We start from the raw sequence: 16,372 nt of genomic DNA, 5'->3' as shown, positions 1-16,372 counted from the left end.
AATTCAGGTGACTCTTCCCTTTTTTATGATTTTTCATTTCCTTTGACGGTCATGTGTAGTAAAATTACAGTCAGAACTATTGATCTCAATGACAAAAGGAGGACGTCAATGGATAGTTTTACATTTTATGCCCCTACTTATTTCGTATTCGGCAAACACGGTGAAGAACAGGCAGGCGAATGCGTAAAACGCTTTGGCGGCAGCAAAGTACTGCTTCATTACGGCGGAGGCTCCGTCGTTCGCTCCGGTCTTCTTGACCGTATCAAGGCTTCCCTGGAACGCGAAGATATCTCTTACGTGGAACTGGGCGGTGTGCAGCCAAATCCGCGCAGCGGTCTTGTCTACGAGGGAATCTCTCTTTGCCGTAAAGAACAGGTGGATTTCGTGCTGGCTGTCGGCGGCGGGAGTACCATAGACTCCGCCAAGGCAATCGCTGCCGGCACGGTATATGACGGGGATTTCTGGGATTTTTATCAGGGAAAACCCGTGACCAAAGCGCTCCCCATCGGGACCGTTCTTACCATCGCGGCGGCGGGCAGTGAGGGTTCCCCTGACTCTGTGATCACCAATGAAGACGGCATGTTTAAGCGCGGCGCAACTGGCGAGGCCTTTCGCCCGCGTTTTTCGATCCTGAATCCGGAACTGACACAGTCACTTTCCCCATATCAGACCGCCTGCGGGATCACGGATATCATGGCTCATCTCTTTGAGCGCTACATGACAACTTCCACCGAAGTCGAAGCCACCGACCGCCTGCTGGAAGGCCTTCTGCTCACCATGATTCATGAGGGGCCGAGAGTGATCGCCGAACCAAATCACTACGATGCACGCGCCAATATCATGTGGGCCGGCATGATGGCTCACAACAACGCATGTGGTGTGGGCAGAACCCAGGACTGGTCCAGCCATAATATCGAACATGAACTGTCCGCTGAGTATGACTGTGCGCACGGCGCAGGACTTGCAGTCGTTATGCCCGCCGTGATGGAATACAATATGCACCACAACATCATGCGTTTCGCACAGGCTGCGGTGCGCGTGTGGGGATGTCAGATGGATTTCAACTATCCTGAGACTACGGCACGCAGCGGAATTAACGCATTTCGCCGCTTCCTTGATTCCATCGGAATGCCCGGTGATTTTTCCGGCCTGGGAGCAAAAGCCGCGGATATTCCCGCTATGGCTCACCGCGCCTGTTTCGGTGACGGCCGAAACGGTATCCTGGAAGGTTTTGCCCCTCTCACCGAGTCGGACGTTGTCAGGATCTATGAGTCTATGGTCTGATCTCTTTGACGACAGGAAAAAAGTCCCGCTCTTAGGCCGGGACTTTTTTCCTGTTGTCTGTTCTACTTCCATGCATCCAGGATCCGAATAATTTCCTCCTCATAATCCCCCAGAACATCCTCGCTTTGACCGCCGTTTCTCACATTCGTCTCAGCCCCAAAGCCATTTTCTTCAAACTCCCAGACGTGATACCCCACTCCGCGGTATTCAAAGTCCAGGCTTCCGCATCCGTCCACCTCTGTATACCGGAATTCCAACCGCATATCTTTTAACTTTTTCTGAATTTTTTCCAAACGCATAAAAATTTCCTCCAGTCCTCTTCCTATATGTACAATATAGTCAAAGTCCGGAGGAAAATCAAGTGTTCACTTCGCTGTCTGTGTTTTAATATTTCACCCATGTGCTGCCATGATCCGCGGAACAGACACACGTTTCAATGAATTTCACCCCTTGTGCACCGTCGCGGATATTTGGAAACCACATGTCGTCCATCACATCAGAGGCACGTTGTCCGCGGTTCACGCGGTCCATCGCAGTTCCGAACCGGCGGTACAGATTGGCCCAGGCCTCGAACAGACCTTCCGCATGTCCGCCTCCCATCCTGTCCTGAGTGATCATCTCGTCATCCTGATACAGATATCCCATACCCCTGTCCAGAATCTGTGCCGGCTGCCCCTGCACTTCATAGCGCAGCTGGTTCGGGTGCTCGTCCCACCACTCCACACTGGCTTTCGAGCCCACCACTCTGATCTTCTGCTGATGTACGGATCCGGCATTGACGCAGCTCGCCCAGAGATTCCCAACTGCTCCCCCTTTGAAATGCAGCAGTACAAATGCGTTGTCCTCAAGCGGTGCGCGGCTCTTCACGAAACTCTGCCGGTTACACATCAGCTCTTCAATTTCCAGTGAGGGGATCATCGCCTTTGCCAGATACAACGCATGTGTACCCACATCGCCCAGAACATACGACGGGCCCGCCGTCGCAGGATTCACCCTCCATTTCGTACCCGCATCGTTCTTCTCTACCTCGGCTGAATGAAATCCGTGTGCAAACTGCATGTTGATTATGCGGATATCCCCCAGATCACCGCGGGCAATCATATTTTTAGCCTGGTGGATCATCTGCGCTCCGGTATAGCCATACGTCACGCCGACGATCCGGTTTTTCTCTTCTGCCAGTGCAAGCAGCTCATCCGCCTGCTCGCTTGTAAAGCACAGCGGTTTCTCACATACTGCATGCAGCCCTGCATTGAGCGCAGCCCTGCAGATTTCATAATGTGTTCCGTTCGGTGTTGCGATCGTGACTGCTTCGATTCCGTCCGGCCGTTCGGCCTCCCCGGCAAACATCGTCTGATAGTCGGCATAGCAGCGCTCGGGCGGTACACCCAGATTCACGCCGAATTCCCTTCCGCGTTCCTGATCGACATCGAAGGCCCCGGCCGTCAGGGTGAACAGACGGTCTCTTGCCGCAGAACACCTGTGTATATAGCCGATCTGACTTCCTCTCCCGCCTCCTACCATCGCCCAATTAAGCGGACGTTTGAGATGGAATTCTTCATTAAACATCTTCTGTCCCTCCCTCACTTTTATCCGGCCAGTACACAGCGCCGGGTTCTTCCACCCACAGGTGCTGTTCTTCAAAATCAGGACCCAGATATGGGTTTCCTTCCAGATGGCGGATGACCCAGATATAATACATGGCGTAACCAGGCGCTGCAACCTGCGGATGTACTTTGTCCGGTATGATCTTCACCGTATCATTATGTTCCAGCAATATAGCCTCATCACCCAGTTTTAAAAGTCCGAACCCATTTTCCGGATAAAATTTGTAAAAATAAATCTCCGGCTGAGCATGTGAATGGGACGGAAACCCCGACCATTTTCCGGGATAATGTACATCTTCGCCGAGCATCAGATTTGAATCCGGTGTCAGTCTGTGGTCCTGGGCTGTCCTTACGATTCTTGTACCGGCTTCATTCATAAACCCTTTTCCCCGAACTTCCTTTACGATGTCGTCTCCACAGCGCACGGCAGACTCAAACTCCCTCCTATTCTCCGTACGCATCACTGCGACTTCACTGTCGTCGGCAATGCCGGTGATTTTCACTGTTACACCTTCGGGGACATTCAGGCACCACAGATCGTCATCAAGGAAGCTCTTTCTCTTCGCCCGCACCGTTCTTCCTTCAAACGTGACCTCTATCTCGCCGTACATCAGCAGATACGCGCGTTCCAACATAAGCTGATCCTCAAACTCTGTACCCGGTTTTAGCTTTAATACTCCAAAATCCATCATCATGTCGCTGTGCTTCCCATGAAGCTCTGTGATTGCCTGATATCCTGCCTTAAATGGCTCTTTCTGTTGAATTCTCATTTTTCCTCCTGTAACATACTGATAATCTGGTATGCCTCCTGCTCCACCCGGACGGCAGGATACGCAAATAATTTTAACCGGTCAAATTCCTCCGGATGTTCCCGCAGCTCCTTTCTCAGCGCATCGGAAAAGGCTTTTCGGAGAACTGTTCCAAAGTTCATTTTACCGATACGTTTGTTTTTCATCCTTTTAATATCAGCACTGCAGATGCCGCTGGATCCATGAATCACCAGCGGAAGCCGGCAGGCTTTCTGTATCTGATGCAACACTGAAAAATCTATCGGAGCCGTACGGTCCGCAAGGCGATGCACATTCCCGACAGATACAGCCAGCCAGTCTGCCTCTGTCTCAGATGACATCCCGGCAGCTTCCTCCGGCGACGTGTACAGGATATCCGTCTCTCCCAGGTCACTGTACGGCACCTGTCCAAGCTCCGCCTCCAGCAATGCTCCGCGGGCATGCGCATATTCTGCCATCTGCTGTGTAATCTCCCTGTTTTTTTCAAACGAAAATTTTGAACCGTCATACATGACCGAACTAAATCCGCTGTCAACTGCACGTCTGATGGTACCTGTATCGGAACAATGGTCCAGATGTACGCCAATGGGTACTGCAGCGCGCTGTGCAATTGAGGAAAGCAGCTTTCCCCAGCATTCTACATCCATCGCATCCCCCGCTCCTCTGTTCACCATCAGGAGCACCGGACACCCGGCTTTCTCCGCCGCATGTGTGACTGCGAGCGCATCTTCATATCCAAAAATGTTGAATCCCGGTATCACCTTTCCTGAATCCGCAGCTTCTTTGACATAATCTCTATCCCATCTCATACTTCTCTCCCATAGTGTGCCATTCTGACCTGCTCTGCCTTCTCCAGTTTTGGAATTCCATCCGCACAGCTGATATTGGTCAGTGCTATCGATGCACATGCCGTCCCCAGCTGCATTGCGTAACGCAGACCGCGGTCATTTAAAAGCCCGTACATCAGGCCGGCGGCGTAAGCATCCCCTGAACCGAATGTTTTCAAAGCCCTGGTCGGTATCACGCCGCACTGCTCAGCCGGTTTGTCCTTTACATATCCCCATGACCCATTCGCTCCGTCTTTTACAATGACAAGCCGTACCCCCTGTTCAAGCAGTGTCCTGGCCGAACGTTCGTTGTCTCTGTTATCCGGCATCGTCAGATACTCGACCGCATCAAATTCCTCCCGGTTGCCGATCACGACATCTGCCTGCGCAATGGCCGCCGCATAGCAGCGTGCAGCTTCTTCTCTGTTCTTCCATCCAAAGGGTCTGTAGTCAATATCCAGAATCACCGCAGTCTCATGCTTCTTTGCATAATCAATCATCTGAAACATCGCTTCGCGGGACGGACTGGCAGAAAACGCAGTTCCCGAGAGCAGTACTGCACGGGCATCCGCTATATAGACCTCATTAATTTCATTCGGACTGAGCAGCAAATCTGCTGTTCCTTCCCGATACAGGTAGGTTCCATGGTGAAACGCTTCTGAGCTGCTCTGATAGGTGCCGCTGTTGTCCGGACTTAAAATTTCCGTCAGCGCAATACAGTTGCGCGCTCCCGTATGATCCACCTGAATCCCAAATGTATCAATTCCCTGTTCCTGAAAACTCTGTAATATGTACTCTCCCATACCGTCTTTTGCTACTTTTCCTACAAACCCGGTTTTCAGACCCAGTCTGGCCGCACCTTGTGCAATATTTGCCGGAGAACCTCCAACTGATTTTGTAAAAGAAGGGATCTGTGCAAACGGACAATTAAGAGCTGTCGTATTCAAGTCAATTCCTGCACGGCCTGCCAAAATCAAATCCAGTTTTTTCACCATATTTCCCCGCCCTTTCTTTTTTATTATTTTTTATTCGTTTATATTATGTTTTATTATATTATGTTTCATTTTATTTGTCAATTATTTTGTTTTTGATTTCTTTCCAGGCAACAAAAATACGGCCGCACCCTCGATGCAAAATCGCAAGTACAGCCGCCCTTTTAACTTTCTGTTCCATTCTCCAATAACCGGATATTATGTTCTTTTAAATAATTCTGATACTGATCCGGGACTTCATCCGCGATCACGCAGTCTACCTGTCCCAGTTCTGCCACCTTATAAATCCCGATATGCCCAAATTTCCCTTTATCCACCATCATATACCAGTTCTCATGAATATCTGCAATTGCCCGATAGATATAAGTACTGATTATGGAATTCACAGTGATTCCCGCGTTTAGATCGAGCCCCGAACAACTGGTAAAAACCTTCGATACATAGATACTTTTCAAATACTGCGACGCATTTTCAATACTTGAAAAATATGTTGCTGAATCCACGGAGGTAACTTCACCTCCGATGACAAACAGTTTGCAGGGAAAACAAAGTAAATCCGCCAGAGCTGAAATATTGTTCGTCACAACTGTAAGGTTTTTATACCGCTTCAGTTTCTTTGCGAGCATGCAGCAGGTAGAACCCGACCCAAGAAACAATGTATCGCCATCCGTTATCCTGGAAGCAGCCAGTTCTGCCACCTTCATCTTCCCGGTATAGTTTCCGTCTTTCGGATATTTCTTGCCCGAATCAGTCAATTCGAACGGCGTTTCCGCCTTACGCGTGCTGTCCTCGTTCAGCAGCGCTCCCCCGTATATTTTCTTCACCAGACCTTCTTTCTGCAGAATCTGCAGGTCTTTCCGTATGGTTACATCACTCACCTGGTATCTTTCGCACAATTCACTTACCAGTACTCTTTTATTTTCAATTACCAGCTTTCTGATTTCATTTACACGCTCTTCCTGGAGCATAACACTCCCCCTTATCTTTCTGATATGTCATATGTTATCACATTCAAATCTAAAACACAATCCATTCAAACCGATCAGAAGAAATACGTGTCTTCTATCTTTTCTGCTCTGTCATAATCCATCTGCACTCTTCCTGCAGAAATATCAGTTTTACGTCCTTCCTGACTCCCTCCCAGACAATCTCGCAGCCGTATTCTGTGGAGGGGATTCCGGAATATGACTTTTGTTCACAATATCTGACCTCGATCTCCCGAATCGTCCGGATCATCCCGTCCTCATCCTCCAGTTTGATCATCAGGGGAATTCCCTCTCCTTTTCTGGTAAACCAGCATTTGCAGGCGATCTCCCGCACATGCCCCCGGATTGCTCCCGCATCCGCCGTCTGTATCTCACTGCCGATTTTAAAAGTCACCTTCAAACACCTCACTCAATTTTCAGCCGGCTGTAGTCGACCTTTCTCTTTTCCCGGCTGATCCCTCCGCTCATATGGTCAACCGGTGTTTTTAAAAACACGGCTCTCTTTACCGCATCAATTCCATATTTGGCCCTGATCTGATCAACTGTCCGATCCATCCTTTCCAGCTTTTCGTAATCGGTCCTGTCAAATATGTCCGTCTGCCGGTATGTCTCTCCATCCCTGATTCTGCCGGTATGGATACCGAGATGCCGGATGGGGCTGCCATCCCAGAGCTCGTCAAAAAGACGGCTTGCAGCGGCATGTATCTCAGCGGTGATATCTGTAGCTGATGTTAACGTCATCTGATGAGATGCATAACACAGGCTGCTGTCCTTGATTCCCACGCAGATGACTTCCGCTTTCACATTATGCTTTCTCAGCCTCGCAGAGACAGTTTCTGAGAGGGCAAGCAAAACCATTTTTGCCACAGCTGCATCCGTCACGTCAAAGGCGATCGTAGTAGAATTGCCATATCCCTTATTGGGCGGCGCTTCAGCTTCCACAACCGATATATCCTTTCCATTCGCAAACTCCCATATCACTTCGCCGTGCTTTTTTAAATGGTATCTCAGGACTGCGGGATCTGACAGTGCAAGCTCTCCGATTGTGTGAATCCCAAGGCTGTGCAATTTCCTCGCCGTTGCCCTTCCCACAAAGAAAAGCTTCCCGGCCGGCAGCGGCCACATTTTCTGTTTTACTTCTTCCGGAAACAGCGTATGCACAAGGTCGGGTTTCTTCAGTCCGGAAGCCATCTTGGCCAGCAATTTATTTTCCGATATCCCGACATTGACTGTGAAGCCCAGCTCCCGGCAGATCCTGCCCCGTATCTGCTCTGCCGCCTCTTCAGGACTTTCCCGCTGTTCTCTTGTACCCGTCATATCCAAAAACGCTTCGTCAATACTATACTGCTCCACACCCGGAGTATATTCCCGCAAAATCTCCATCAATGCACCGGAAGCCTTTTCATACAGGCTGTAATTGGGGGGTACCAGCAGCAGCCGGGGACATTTTTGCCTTGCCTCCCATACAGCCTCTCCGGTGTGTATCCCGTACTTCTGAGCCGGTATGGATTTGGCCAGTATGATCCCATGCCTCATAGCTGCATCACCTGCTACCGCTGACGGAATTTCACGCAGGTCCAGTCTGCCTCCCAGGTGATGCAGCCGATGAACAGCTTCCCAGCTGAGAAATGCCGAATTCACATCAATATGAAAAATAAGTCTTTTCATTTTTACCTCCCATGCCGCACCTGCTGCGGCTCTAATCAGGGATGTGGAAAAGTTTTCTTTCAACCTGCCACTCCATTTTTCATGTCCTCTAAATCGAATATATCAGAACACTTGTTCGAATTCAACCGGTAAAAAATTACAGCAGACCAAAACCGGGAAGGATTGATTGAATCTTTTGCCTCCGGGTGGTATGCTCTATAAGTGGCTGCTGAAAAGACACCCTATAAAATAAACCTGTAAATGCAGGCAGGAGAAATAAGTTTATGGACTACAGAAAAATAAAAGAAATTATGAAAGACAGGAAGTATACGCTTGAGGAATTGTCCGAACTGAGCGGGATTCCGCTGAGTACACTTTCAAAAATCACAAGCGGCATCACACCGAATCCCAGATACGACACGATGGCAGCGATCGCCCAGGCACTGAACTGTTCCCTTGATGAGTTTTCCGAAACCGCTCCCAAGATATCTTACACCTTCAAAAAATACTCTTCAAAATTCGAGGCACTTCCTCCGTACTGGAAAAATTACATCACCTTCAACATCGATCTTGAATATAACCGTCTGCTGCATAAAGTGTCAAAAGATAAAATTCTGCTGAAATGTTTTGAATTTTTCAATCCTGAAGTTGGGAGAGTTGAATATAGTATCCGTATCACACGAAACCTTGTGGTAGATTGTAATTCTCTGACTGCGGAATGTACGTTCGGTATTATTCTGCACACGAACAAGCTTTCTCCCAGTTTTTTTAAACATTCTATTCTGGGATTTCAGTACGCTGACTGGATTCAGCCTAAAAACGGCGAAATATGGTTGTTTCTGCACAACGGATATCTGATCATCGGACGGTTTTACCGGAAAAGAAATATGATGCTGCTGAAATCCCTTACAGATACCCAGCATGATCTGGTGATGACCGACCCGAATGATTACAAGCGGATGGGACGTTATCTTGGAGTCATTCCCTTTCCGGAAAACTTTTCACCAGGCTGAAAACCTTTTGGAACAACTTTCGCAGAAAAAGATGGCTCGTCTCCGAACCATCTTTTTCTGTCGTTATCTTTCACTTTTCTTTCTTCTGTATATATTTATCATGATGCAGCTTCCGGCAGCTGTCATCAGTGCAAGAAGCATCAGAGGGCTGCTGTCATCTCCAGTCTTCACATCTTTCCTGCTGCTTCTGTAAGTACTGCTTCCGTCTGTTCCCGGTTTTTTCCCGTTCCCGGAATCACCGCCAGCGCTGCCCCCGGGAGTATCATCCCCGCCTGGTTTAACAGCAGGAGTCCCTTTCACTGTGACCTCTGCCGCCGCCTCCGCAGTTCCGGCTTTTGCAGTAATGACAGCCGTTCCGCCGGAAAGCGCTGTTACGACGCCGTTTTTATCCACATTGGCGATCTCCGGATGGTCACTTGACCATAATACCGTCGCATCAACCGCATCTGCAGGGCTTGTCACTGGCGTCAGGGCAGCCGTCTCCCCTTTGTTCATCGTCAGTTTATCGGGATCTAATGTGATGCTCTCCACTCCCTGAACCGTAATGGTAACCACGCAGCTGGCAGTAACCGTCATATCCGCCTCACTGGCAGCCGTCAGTGTAACCACACCTGGTTTCAGCGCCGTGATCACCGGCACCTCCTCCCCATTTGCGCTGGCTGTCTGTTCGAGGCGGACACTGTCCGCATCGCCGGTCACACTCCAGTTGATTCTCGTACTGGACGGACTGTCCGCGTCCATGAGACTGGCGGTCAGGCTGACCGTCTGTTCCGGCGCGTCTTTCGTCAGAAGCACCTTTTTTTCGCTGGCGCTCAAACTGATTCCACTGGGATAATCCACTGCAAAACCGCCGTTTCTGGCAATATTATTTTCCACACTGGCTAAAGCTGCAAAGGTCCAGCAGCTTCCGAGCGATCCCTGATCGCGTACTGGTGTCAACGTCCCCGTATCCCGAAGGTCAAATCTGTCCGGCAAGTCCGTCCGCGGTGCCGGTGTATCTCCTGCTCCTTCAATGGAAACAGCCACCGCACCATTTACGGAAGCGGTATCCTGTCCTGTCAGTCTCACATTCTGTACTGCTTCCTCAATCTCCGCCTGTCCTCTCTCTTCTGCAGTCCGCCTGCTGGTGCCTGTCTCTAAGATATCCTCGGTATAGGCTCCGGAATTCACATCACACGTATAGGCCCTGATATTCGGAAAAATGCCGTCCATTCCCATATCTGTGGTCTGACCGTTTACTGTGATAAACGCCACATTTTCCACCGGTTCAACTCCGCTGACTGCTCCATACAGATTCGCGCTGATACCAATGTGCGGCGGCTTGTCCGAATCCAGTGTTTCCAGATACACGCTGACAGAAAACTTGCTGTCCGGCAGGACCGTGATCGCCTGATTCAGGCGCTCTGTGTAAAAACCTGCATACTTTTTAACCCCCTCGGCTACCTTTCGGGTCTCCCCGTTCTGAGTGACACTGATCTCATAACGGGTATCTGCACTTCCGGTAACAAACGACACAGCCTTCAGCAGTTCCGGCGTATCTTTTTCATTCGCAAAGCATTCTGTCGCGGTGAAACTGCCGTCTTCCGACCAGAAGTCGACGGTACCGAAAGGGTCGTTCATATACTGATGATTGTAGTTATCCGGCATGTCATCGGCGATAAACACTGCCGGGTTGTTCCGCATTAAAAAGGCATCCTCATATGACAGATAGAAATAACCGCTGTTCCCGGAGGTCTCTCCCCAGGAATTTTTAACAATAAACGCACCATCCCTGTCCGGTTTCGGGATATCGACCGGCTGGTCCGGATAAAAGATTTTTGCAAGTCCGGGGTTTCCCGTAAAATGTTCTCTGCTGTAATTGTCATCCCATCCCACGACTGTCACGATATGTCCTCCGTCAGCGTAAGAGACCGGATATCTATAATCCGAATCGACATACAGGTTTTTGCATTCCGGGTCCCAGTATGACCAGGCAGACAGAACATAAATGTCCGCGGCACCGTAGCTGTATACCGCATTTTTTACGTGCTCTATGTAACTGTCACGGTCATCATTCGGCAGATACAGTGCATTCTGTATGTGATACAGTGACTGATCCGATACCCTTCTGTAAGAAAAGTCTCCCTCCTCGCGGTATTGGTCAAGACTCTCCTCCACCGGGCCGCCCCAGTGAGAGAAGTATGACATGGACATCAGGAAGTGTCCGCCGCCATTGACTCCCCAATCCCATGCGTACCCGCTCCCGGTTCCCGCATTCTGATCGCTCAGGGCAGTCAGCATATTCATCTCAGACAGATCCATTCCTGCGGCAGCTTCCTCATTCAGCTCCTTCATCAGACTTAAAGTATATGGCTGACGCTCCGAAGAACTGTCTTCTATTCCTGCAACCTTTATCAAATATCTGCCGAAGGGAACCGAACTTCGGATACTCTGGCTCTTCCCGGCTATGGCAGATTCCGCAAGCATATTGCCCTCCGCATCATAAAGTGTCAGACTGTAGGAAGAGCCCACGGGAGGCGTCAATGTCAGGTTCAGCCTGGCACTGTTGTCCAGTGAGAATGCATAGACATCTACATCCTGCGGATTGTGAATCGTCGCCCTGATCTTCCCGGGAAAGCTCACCGCAACAGCCTCGGCAATACTGTTATTCGGTTCATAATTGTCACCGATTCCCTCTCCTGTCTCGTACACGAAGGTTCGAATATCTCCCGGCAGCACATCTTCCCTTCCCTGCATGATACTGACAGCCTTTAGCGTCAGGGTCTCGTCAATCCTGACTGTTCCGCTGCAGACAGTGCCGTTATCCGCAGACGGATCGCTGCCGTCTGTCGTATAGCGGATCGCAGCTCCCGGAGTATCGCAGGACAGCGTCACCTCTGTCCCGGGCTCCACCCGTCCGGATGGTATGTCTGCATTTACCACGTCCGTTTTCACTGTGTAGTCCCAGCTATTCACAGGTGAGTACCGTCCGTCTGCCGCAATTGTACATGCCGTCAATGTCATCTGCTGCGTCACAGGGATCGGCTCTTCATACAAGACACCGTAAGATACCGGGTCACTGCCGTCTGTGGTGTAATAAATATCCGCATCTTCATCAGATGTATCCAGAGACACTGCTGATCCGTAGAGCAGGGTCCCTTCCATCGTTTCGGCATACACTCCCAGCAGAACATCCGTGGTGATGCCTGCGAAGTATACATCAGCGCCATATCCCTCCGGTGTCACGCCCTGACTGTCAAAGTTCAGGCTCCAGCCTGCGGCTCCGCCTCCGGGCAGAGTTTCCGGCATACTTTGATTGTGCATGATGCGGTCCGTTTTCACGCCGTCTACATCGGATGGGTCTTCGGAGTTTCCGCTCAGACTGTAAACTCCGGACGGTTCTCTCAGGTAAAGCGCCAGATTGTAGTTAGTGACAAGATCATTGATGTCAGCAGCCGCCTTATCCGCTCCGAGATAACCAATATCCGTGAGCGCCGCCTCCAGATCGTCCATGGTGCATCCGCCATTGTTCAGCACGGTATGGTAAATACCTTCTCCGCCGCCCGGCAGTCCCTCCGTCTGATACGCCAGATACCGGCCGAAGAGATACCAGCTTCCATAAGGAACAGCTGCCGTATCGCCGTCCGGAACGTAATACTCCCGGAAGATGAACGGATGGGTATAGCCGTTCGCCGCAGTAAAATCCGTCAGAAATCCCACTTCATACACGCTGTCCGTACTGGCAAGACCGCAGACGGCAATAGCGCTCTGGGAAAAAGTTTCGTTCAGCCAGCTCTCACTGTAACCGCCGGTCTGTGCATAATTGACCAGATGCTGAAGCTCATGCGCCAGGGTCCCCAGAGTGGCGGCCGTATTTCCCGCATTGCCGCTGTCCAGGTGAAGCATATCCATGGCATTGCCGCTGGCCCAGTCATACTCATCCTTCGTATAAAGGTCAGCGCTGTAGAAAAAACCCGCAAAGTCCATCGGATAGAACACAAACGCGGTTTTACCGTCCCGGTCTGCATCGGCATTGCTCCAGTCGCCGAAAGCATCCTTCAAAGGATCGTGAATCTGGCTGTCGACAGCATCGGCATAAACCTGTGCCAGTGCATCACTCAGCTGGTCCTCCCTGCCGGCGGCACGCCAGATCGTGCAGGTAGTTCCGACGGCCGCCACCTCCGCCGTGAAGCTTCCCGCAGCCTCCTGGTAATAATCAGTGTATATCGTCTTCTGATCGCCGACCTGATATTCTTCCGGCGGGACCGCAGCTCTGGCCGTCGGCTGTTCCGCGAGTCCTGCGCCTTCGTGTTTCGGCAGGTACTGCATCCCGCAGCGCACGTCGCCGTACTGCTGTCCGCCTGTACTTTCCTCCTCCAAAGCTGCGCCGCCCCCCGGTGTCCCCGCAGGCTGTGCGGGCATGCCGACCGCCTGCACTGCCTCCAGATCTTCATTGGAGACAATGTTGTAATTCAGATTCTGTGCCATGATCACATTGCCTGTATAGTCAGGCCCCTCCTTGTCCACGGCAGTCTCCTGCTGCGCCAGCACCGGGACAACGCCCAGCAGGACAGACATCAGAACACCAAAGACAATCACACGCTGTCTTGATTTTCTCTTTTTCATCGCATCTCCTCCCATTTGCTGTAACAAGATGATTTGTATTCATTATAACAGATTTATTTTAAGGTTACATCCATGAAACGGGAAAATTCCAGAGAGATCTCCCGCGTAGCAAAAAAGGTCTCCGGAGTCATCCGAAAACCTTTCTTACCGCGAGATCATTATGCCGTCATTTCCTCTGCCTCCGATAAAACTTCAGAGTCACTGCGCGTCACCTCTTTCACCCATTTCCAGCTGTGCAGCCGGATGGTGACCGGGATGATCTTATAGATCTGATCCCATTTCAGCAGGAAGAATACCACCACCGGCGGCCAGTGAAACACAAATGCCGCCAGCGCAGAGAACGGGACAATGATCAGCCACATACTGATCAGATTCATTTTCATACTGAAGGCGGTATCCCCTCCTCCTCTGATGATGCCGTTATCACACGGAAGCTGAAAGGACGTGCCCACTGTGGTAACCGACATAACGATGATAAACTGCAGCGCCAGGTTATGTGCCTCCTCAGATATGTTGTAGAGCATCAATACCGGATTTCTCACAAGATAAATCACAACGCCTGTCACAATGCCGATACCGATAAACAGCGCTTCCATCGTATGTACCATCTGACGCAGTTTATCCCGCCTGCCCTCGCCGATCGTCTTCCCCACAAGGACGCTGGATGCACTCGTTGAGCCGTACGCGATAACAGAAATAATCTGATACACGATTGTCGCGATCGAATTTGCTGCAATCGCCGCGGCTCCCATATGCCCCAGAATACCTGTCTGCACCATCTGGGCGATTCCCCACTGTGCCTGATTCAAAAGCACCGGAAGCGCTACTCTGCGGTAATCTTTATAATACGATTTATCAATCATCACCAGTTTCTTCAGTGTCAGCTTCAGCTGCTTCTCCTTATACTTCAGATACCAGATGACGATCAAAAGTTCCACGCACCTGGACACCAGCGTCGCAATCGCAGCCCCCCGGATACCGAGTCTCGGAAAACCAAAGCTGCCATAGATCAGGCAATAGTTCAGCACGACGTTGATGCACAGTGTCGATGCTGAGATGATGTATCCGATCTTTACGATACCGATCGCCCGCAGGGACGCCGTCAGAACATTGGTCGCAGTGAATATCAGATAGGTAAAACAGATGATCTGAAGATACTTTACACCTTCTGTGATCACCGCGGTGTCACTCGTCAGCAGTCCCAGTACCTGTGCCGGGAAACACAGCACCGCAAGAAACATCACGGCGGCCATCCCCACCCCGTAGCGAAGAGCCACGCCGATAATGTGGGGAATCGGCCTGAAATCCTTTTTTCCCCAGTACTGGCTGCCCAGCACCACAACACCTTCCGCCGCCCCCATCACCAGCATCTGCAGCAGGAACTGGAACTGGTTGCACAGCGCCGCTCCGGACAGCGCCGTCTCACTGTATGCCCCCAGCATCACGTTGTCCATCAGGTTTACGCTGTATGTCAGCAGGTTCTGCAGCGCCAGCGATAACGTCAAGGTTGCAAATGTTTTATAAAATCTCTTTTCGCGAATCATGTTCCCTCACCTTTCTCCGACTTTCTTCGTAATTTCATAATAATCGCTTTGGAGGTGAAAGACAATTATATTAACTTGCAATTCATTAATATTTTGTGCTATTCTTTTTACTATGAAAGTCCCGGACAGCGGCTGACTTTCATTCATGATGATGACCGTTTAGCTTAATCAGGAGGCGCGATTATGAAAGTTTTAAGTGAACCCGGGGTCCTGCCCCAGTCAGAACGTTATTTTTCAACTCCGTCCGCCCTCGCACGGCAGTTGTTTTTCTACGTCACCCGCTGCGGCCACTATTATCTAAATGAAGAATATGATTTTCGTGATTCCTGTGAAGTCGGACGCATGGAGAGCCACCGGACTTATCTTCTCGACTATGTCCAGAGAGGGGCCATGCATATAGAGGCAGACGGAACCACGTTCACCGCAGAGGCCGGACAGCTGGCCATCACAGACTGCCGCAGACCGCACCGCTACTATACCAGCGGATATACGGAAAGAATCTGGATCCACATCGACGGCTCCAATATGGATGACTTTTGCCAGCAGATCCTCGCATTCCGCGGACACCGCGCGTTTACTCCGTTTCCGGGCAGCCATACGGAGCGTACCATGACAGATCTGATAACCGCAGTCAAAAATAATACGGTCCACTCGGAAGCCGACATTTCCCAGAAGATCTACCGCCTGCTGTGCGGACTTCTGTTCCCCCCGATGAATCAGGAGACACCGCAGGATGATCCTGTCGTCCTGGCGCTTGCCTATATCAACGGACATCTGTTTGAGGATCTCTCAATTCCGGAAATTGCCGGCCATGTGGGGCTGAGCCCTTCGCACTTTTCCAGACAGTTCCGCAGCCAGACCGGGTTCTCGCCGCATGAGTATATCGTGGTTCACCGGATCGACGAAGCCAAGGCGCTTCTCCACGATACAACCCTCTCAGTTAAGGAAATCGCTTACCGCACAGGGTACCACAGCGAGGTTAATTTCATCACTTCATTCACGGGAAAAGTTGGGGTTTCCCCCTCTGCGTTCCGGAAAATCCCGTTGTGATCAGGAACTGCAAAAAGAGGAAGGCAGCCCCG

General features: G+C 50.7%; 13 protein-coding genes. 3 read left to right on the top strand and 10 right to left on the bottom strand.

The window, feature by feature from the left end:
- Positions 1-108 precede the first annotated feature (108 nt).
- Positions 109-1,284 (top strand): iron-containing alcohol dehydrogenase, encoded by a 1,176-nt coding sequence (locus tag NQ502_RS14655; protein ID WP_028529361.1) that lies wholly within the window; start codon positions 109-111, stop codon positions 1,282-1,284.
- A 62-nt stretch (positions 1,285-1,346) separates the two neighbouring features.
- Here NQ502_RS14655 and NQ502_RS14650 read toward each other — a convergent pair whose 3' ends face one another.
- The 8 genes from NQ502_RS14650 to NQ502_RS14615 all read right to left on the bottom strand — a co-directional run bounded on the left by NQ502_RS14650 (position 1,347) and on the right by NQ502_RS14615 (position 8,149).
- Positions 1,347-1,583 carry a hypothetical protein gene (locus tag NQ502_RS14650; RefSeq protein ID WP_028529360.1) on the bottom strand — a complete coding sequence of 79 codons (237 nt, stop codon included), beginning with the start codon at positions 1,581-1,583 and terminating at the stop codon, positions 1,347-1,349.
- 85 nt (positions 1,584-1,668) lie between these two features.
- Positions 1,669-2,850, bottom strand: a complete 1,182-nt coding sequence (locus tag NQ502_RS14645) for a Gfo/Idh/MocA family protein (protein WP_028529359.1) — start codon at positions 2,848-2,850, stop codon at positions 1,669-1,671.
- Positions 2,843-3,658, bottom strand: a complete 816-nt coding sequence (locus NQ502_RS14640; RefSeq protein ID WP_028529358.1) for a 5-deoxy-glucuronate isomerase — start codon at positions 3,656-3,658, stop codon at positions 2,843-2,845. The genes NQ502_RS14645 and NQ502_RS14640 overlap by 8 nt, the downstream gene beginning before the upstream one ends.
- Positions 3,655-4,485, bottom strand: a complete 831-nt coding sequence (locus NQ502_RS14635) for a class II fructose-bisphosphate aldolase (protein ID WP_028529357.1) — start codon at positions 4,483-4,485, stop codon at positions 3,655-3,657. The genes NQ502_RS14640 and NQ502_RS14635 overlap by 4 nt, the downstream gene beginning before the upstream one ends.
- Positions 4,482-5,498, bottom strand: coding sequence for a 5-dehydro-2-deoxygluconokinase (gene iolC, locus NQ502_RS14630; RefSeq protein WP_028529356.1), 1,017 nt, complete (start codon positions 5,496-5,498; stop codon positions 4,482-4,484). Before iolC ends, NQ502_RS14635 begins: the two co-directional genes overlap by 4 nt.
- 161 nt (positions 5,499-5,659) lie before the next feature.
- Positions 5,660-6,463: a DeoR/GlpR family DNA-binding transcription regulator gene (locus NQ502_RS14625; RefSeq protein ID WP_049898273.1), complete on the bottom strand. Its 804-nt coding sequence runs from the start codon at positions 6,461-6,463 to the stop codon at positions 5,660-5,662.
- 94 nt (positions 6,464-6,557) lie between these two features.
- Complete coding sequence (locus tag NQ502_RS14620; protein ID WP_028529355.1) at positions 6,558-6,875, bottom strand: hypothetical protein; 318 nt, start codon at positions 6,873-6,875, stop codon at positions 6,558-6,560.
- Positions 6,876-6,886: 11 nt separating this feature from the next.
- Complete coding sequence (locus NQ502_RS14615; protein WP_028529354.1) at positions 6,887-8,149, bottom strand: DNA polymerase Y family protein; 1,263 nt, start codon at positions 8,147-8,149, stop codon at positions 6,887-6,889.
- Between the two features lie 263 nt (positions 8,150-8,412).
- Between NQ502_RS14615 and NQ502_RS14610 the strand changes: the two genes are divergently transcribed.
- Positions 8,413-9,141 (top strand): helix-turn-helix domain-containing protein, encoded by a 729-nt coding sequence (locus NQ502_RS14610; protein ID WP_028529353.1) that lies wholly within the window; start codon positions 8,413-8,415, stop codon positions 9,139-9,141.
- Between the two features lie 63 nt (positions 9,142-9,204).
- On the opposite strand, the gene NQ502_RS14605 is transcribed toward NQ502_RS14610, so the two are convergent.
- Positions 9,205-13,746, bottom strand: coding sequence for a chitobiase/beta-hexosaminidase C-terminal domain-containing protein (locus tag NQ502_RS14605; protein ID WP_028529352.1), 4,542 nt, complete (start codon positions 13,744-13,746; stop codon positions 9,205-9,207).
- A 158-nt stretch (positions 13,747-13,904) separates the two neighbouring features.
- Positions 13,905-15,290 (bottom strand): MATE family efflux transporter, encoded by a 1,386-nt coding sequence (locus tag NQ502_RS14600; RefSeq protein ID WP_044983399.1) that lies wholly within the window; start codon positions 15,288-15,290, stop codon positions 13,905-13,907.
- 183 nt (positions 15,291-15,473) lie between these two features.
- Here NQ502_RS14600 and NQ502_RS14595 point away from each other — a divergent pair, with 183 nt between their 5' ends.
- Entirely contained in the window at positions 15,474-16,340 is an 867-nt protein-coding gene (locus NQ502_RS14595; RefSeq protein WP_044983398.1) for an AraC family transcriptional regulator, read from the top strand.
- Positions 16,341-16,372 lie beyond the last annotated feature (32 nt).

The sequence above is a fragment of the Ruminococcus gauvreauii genome (assembly GCF_025151995.1).
GTDB lineage: Bacteria > Bacillota > Clostridia > Lachnospirales > Lachnospiraceae > Ruminococcus_G > Ruminococcus_G gauvreauii.
Note: the sequence above shows the minus strand (reverse complement) of the source record. Positions and strands in the feature narration are given on the sequence as shown.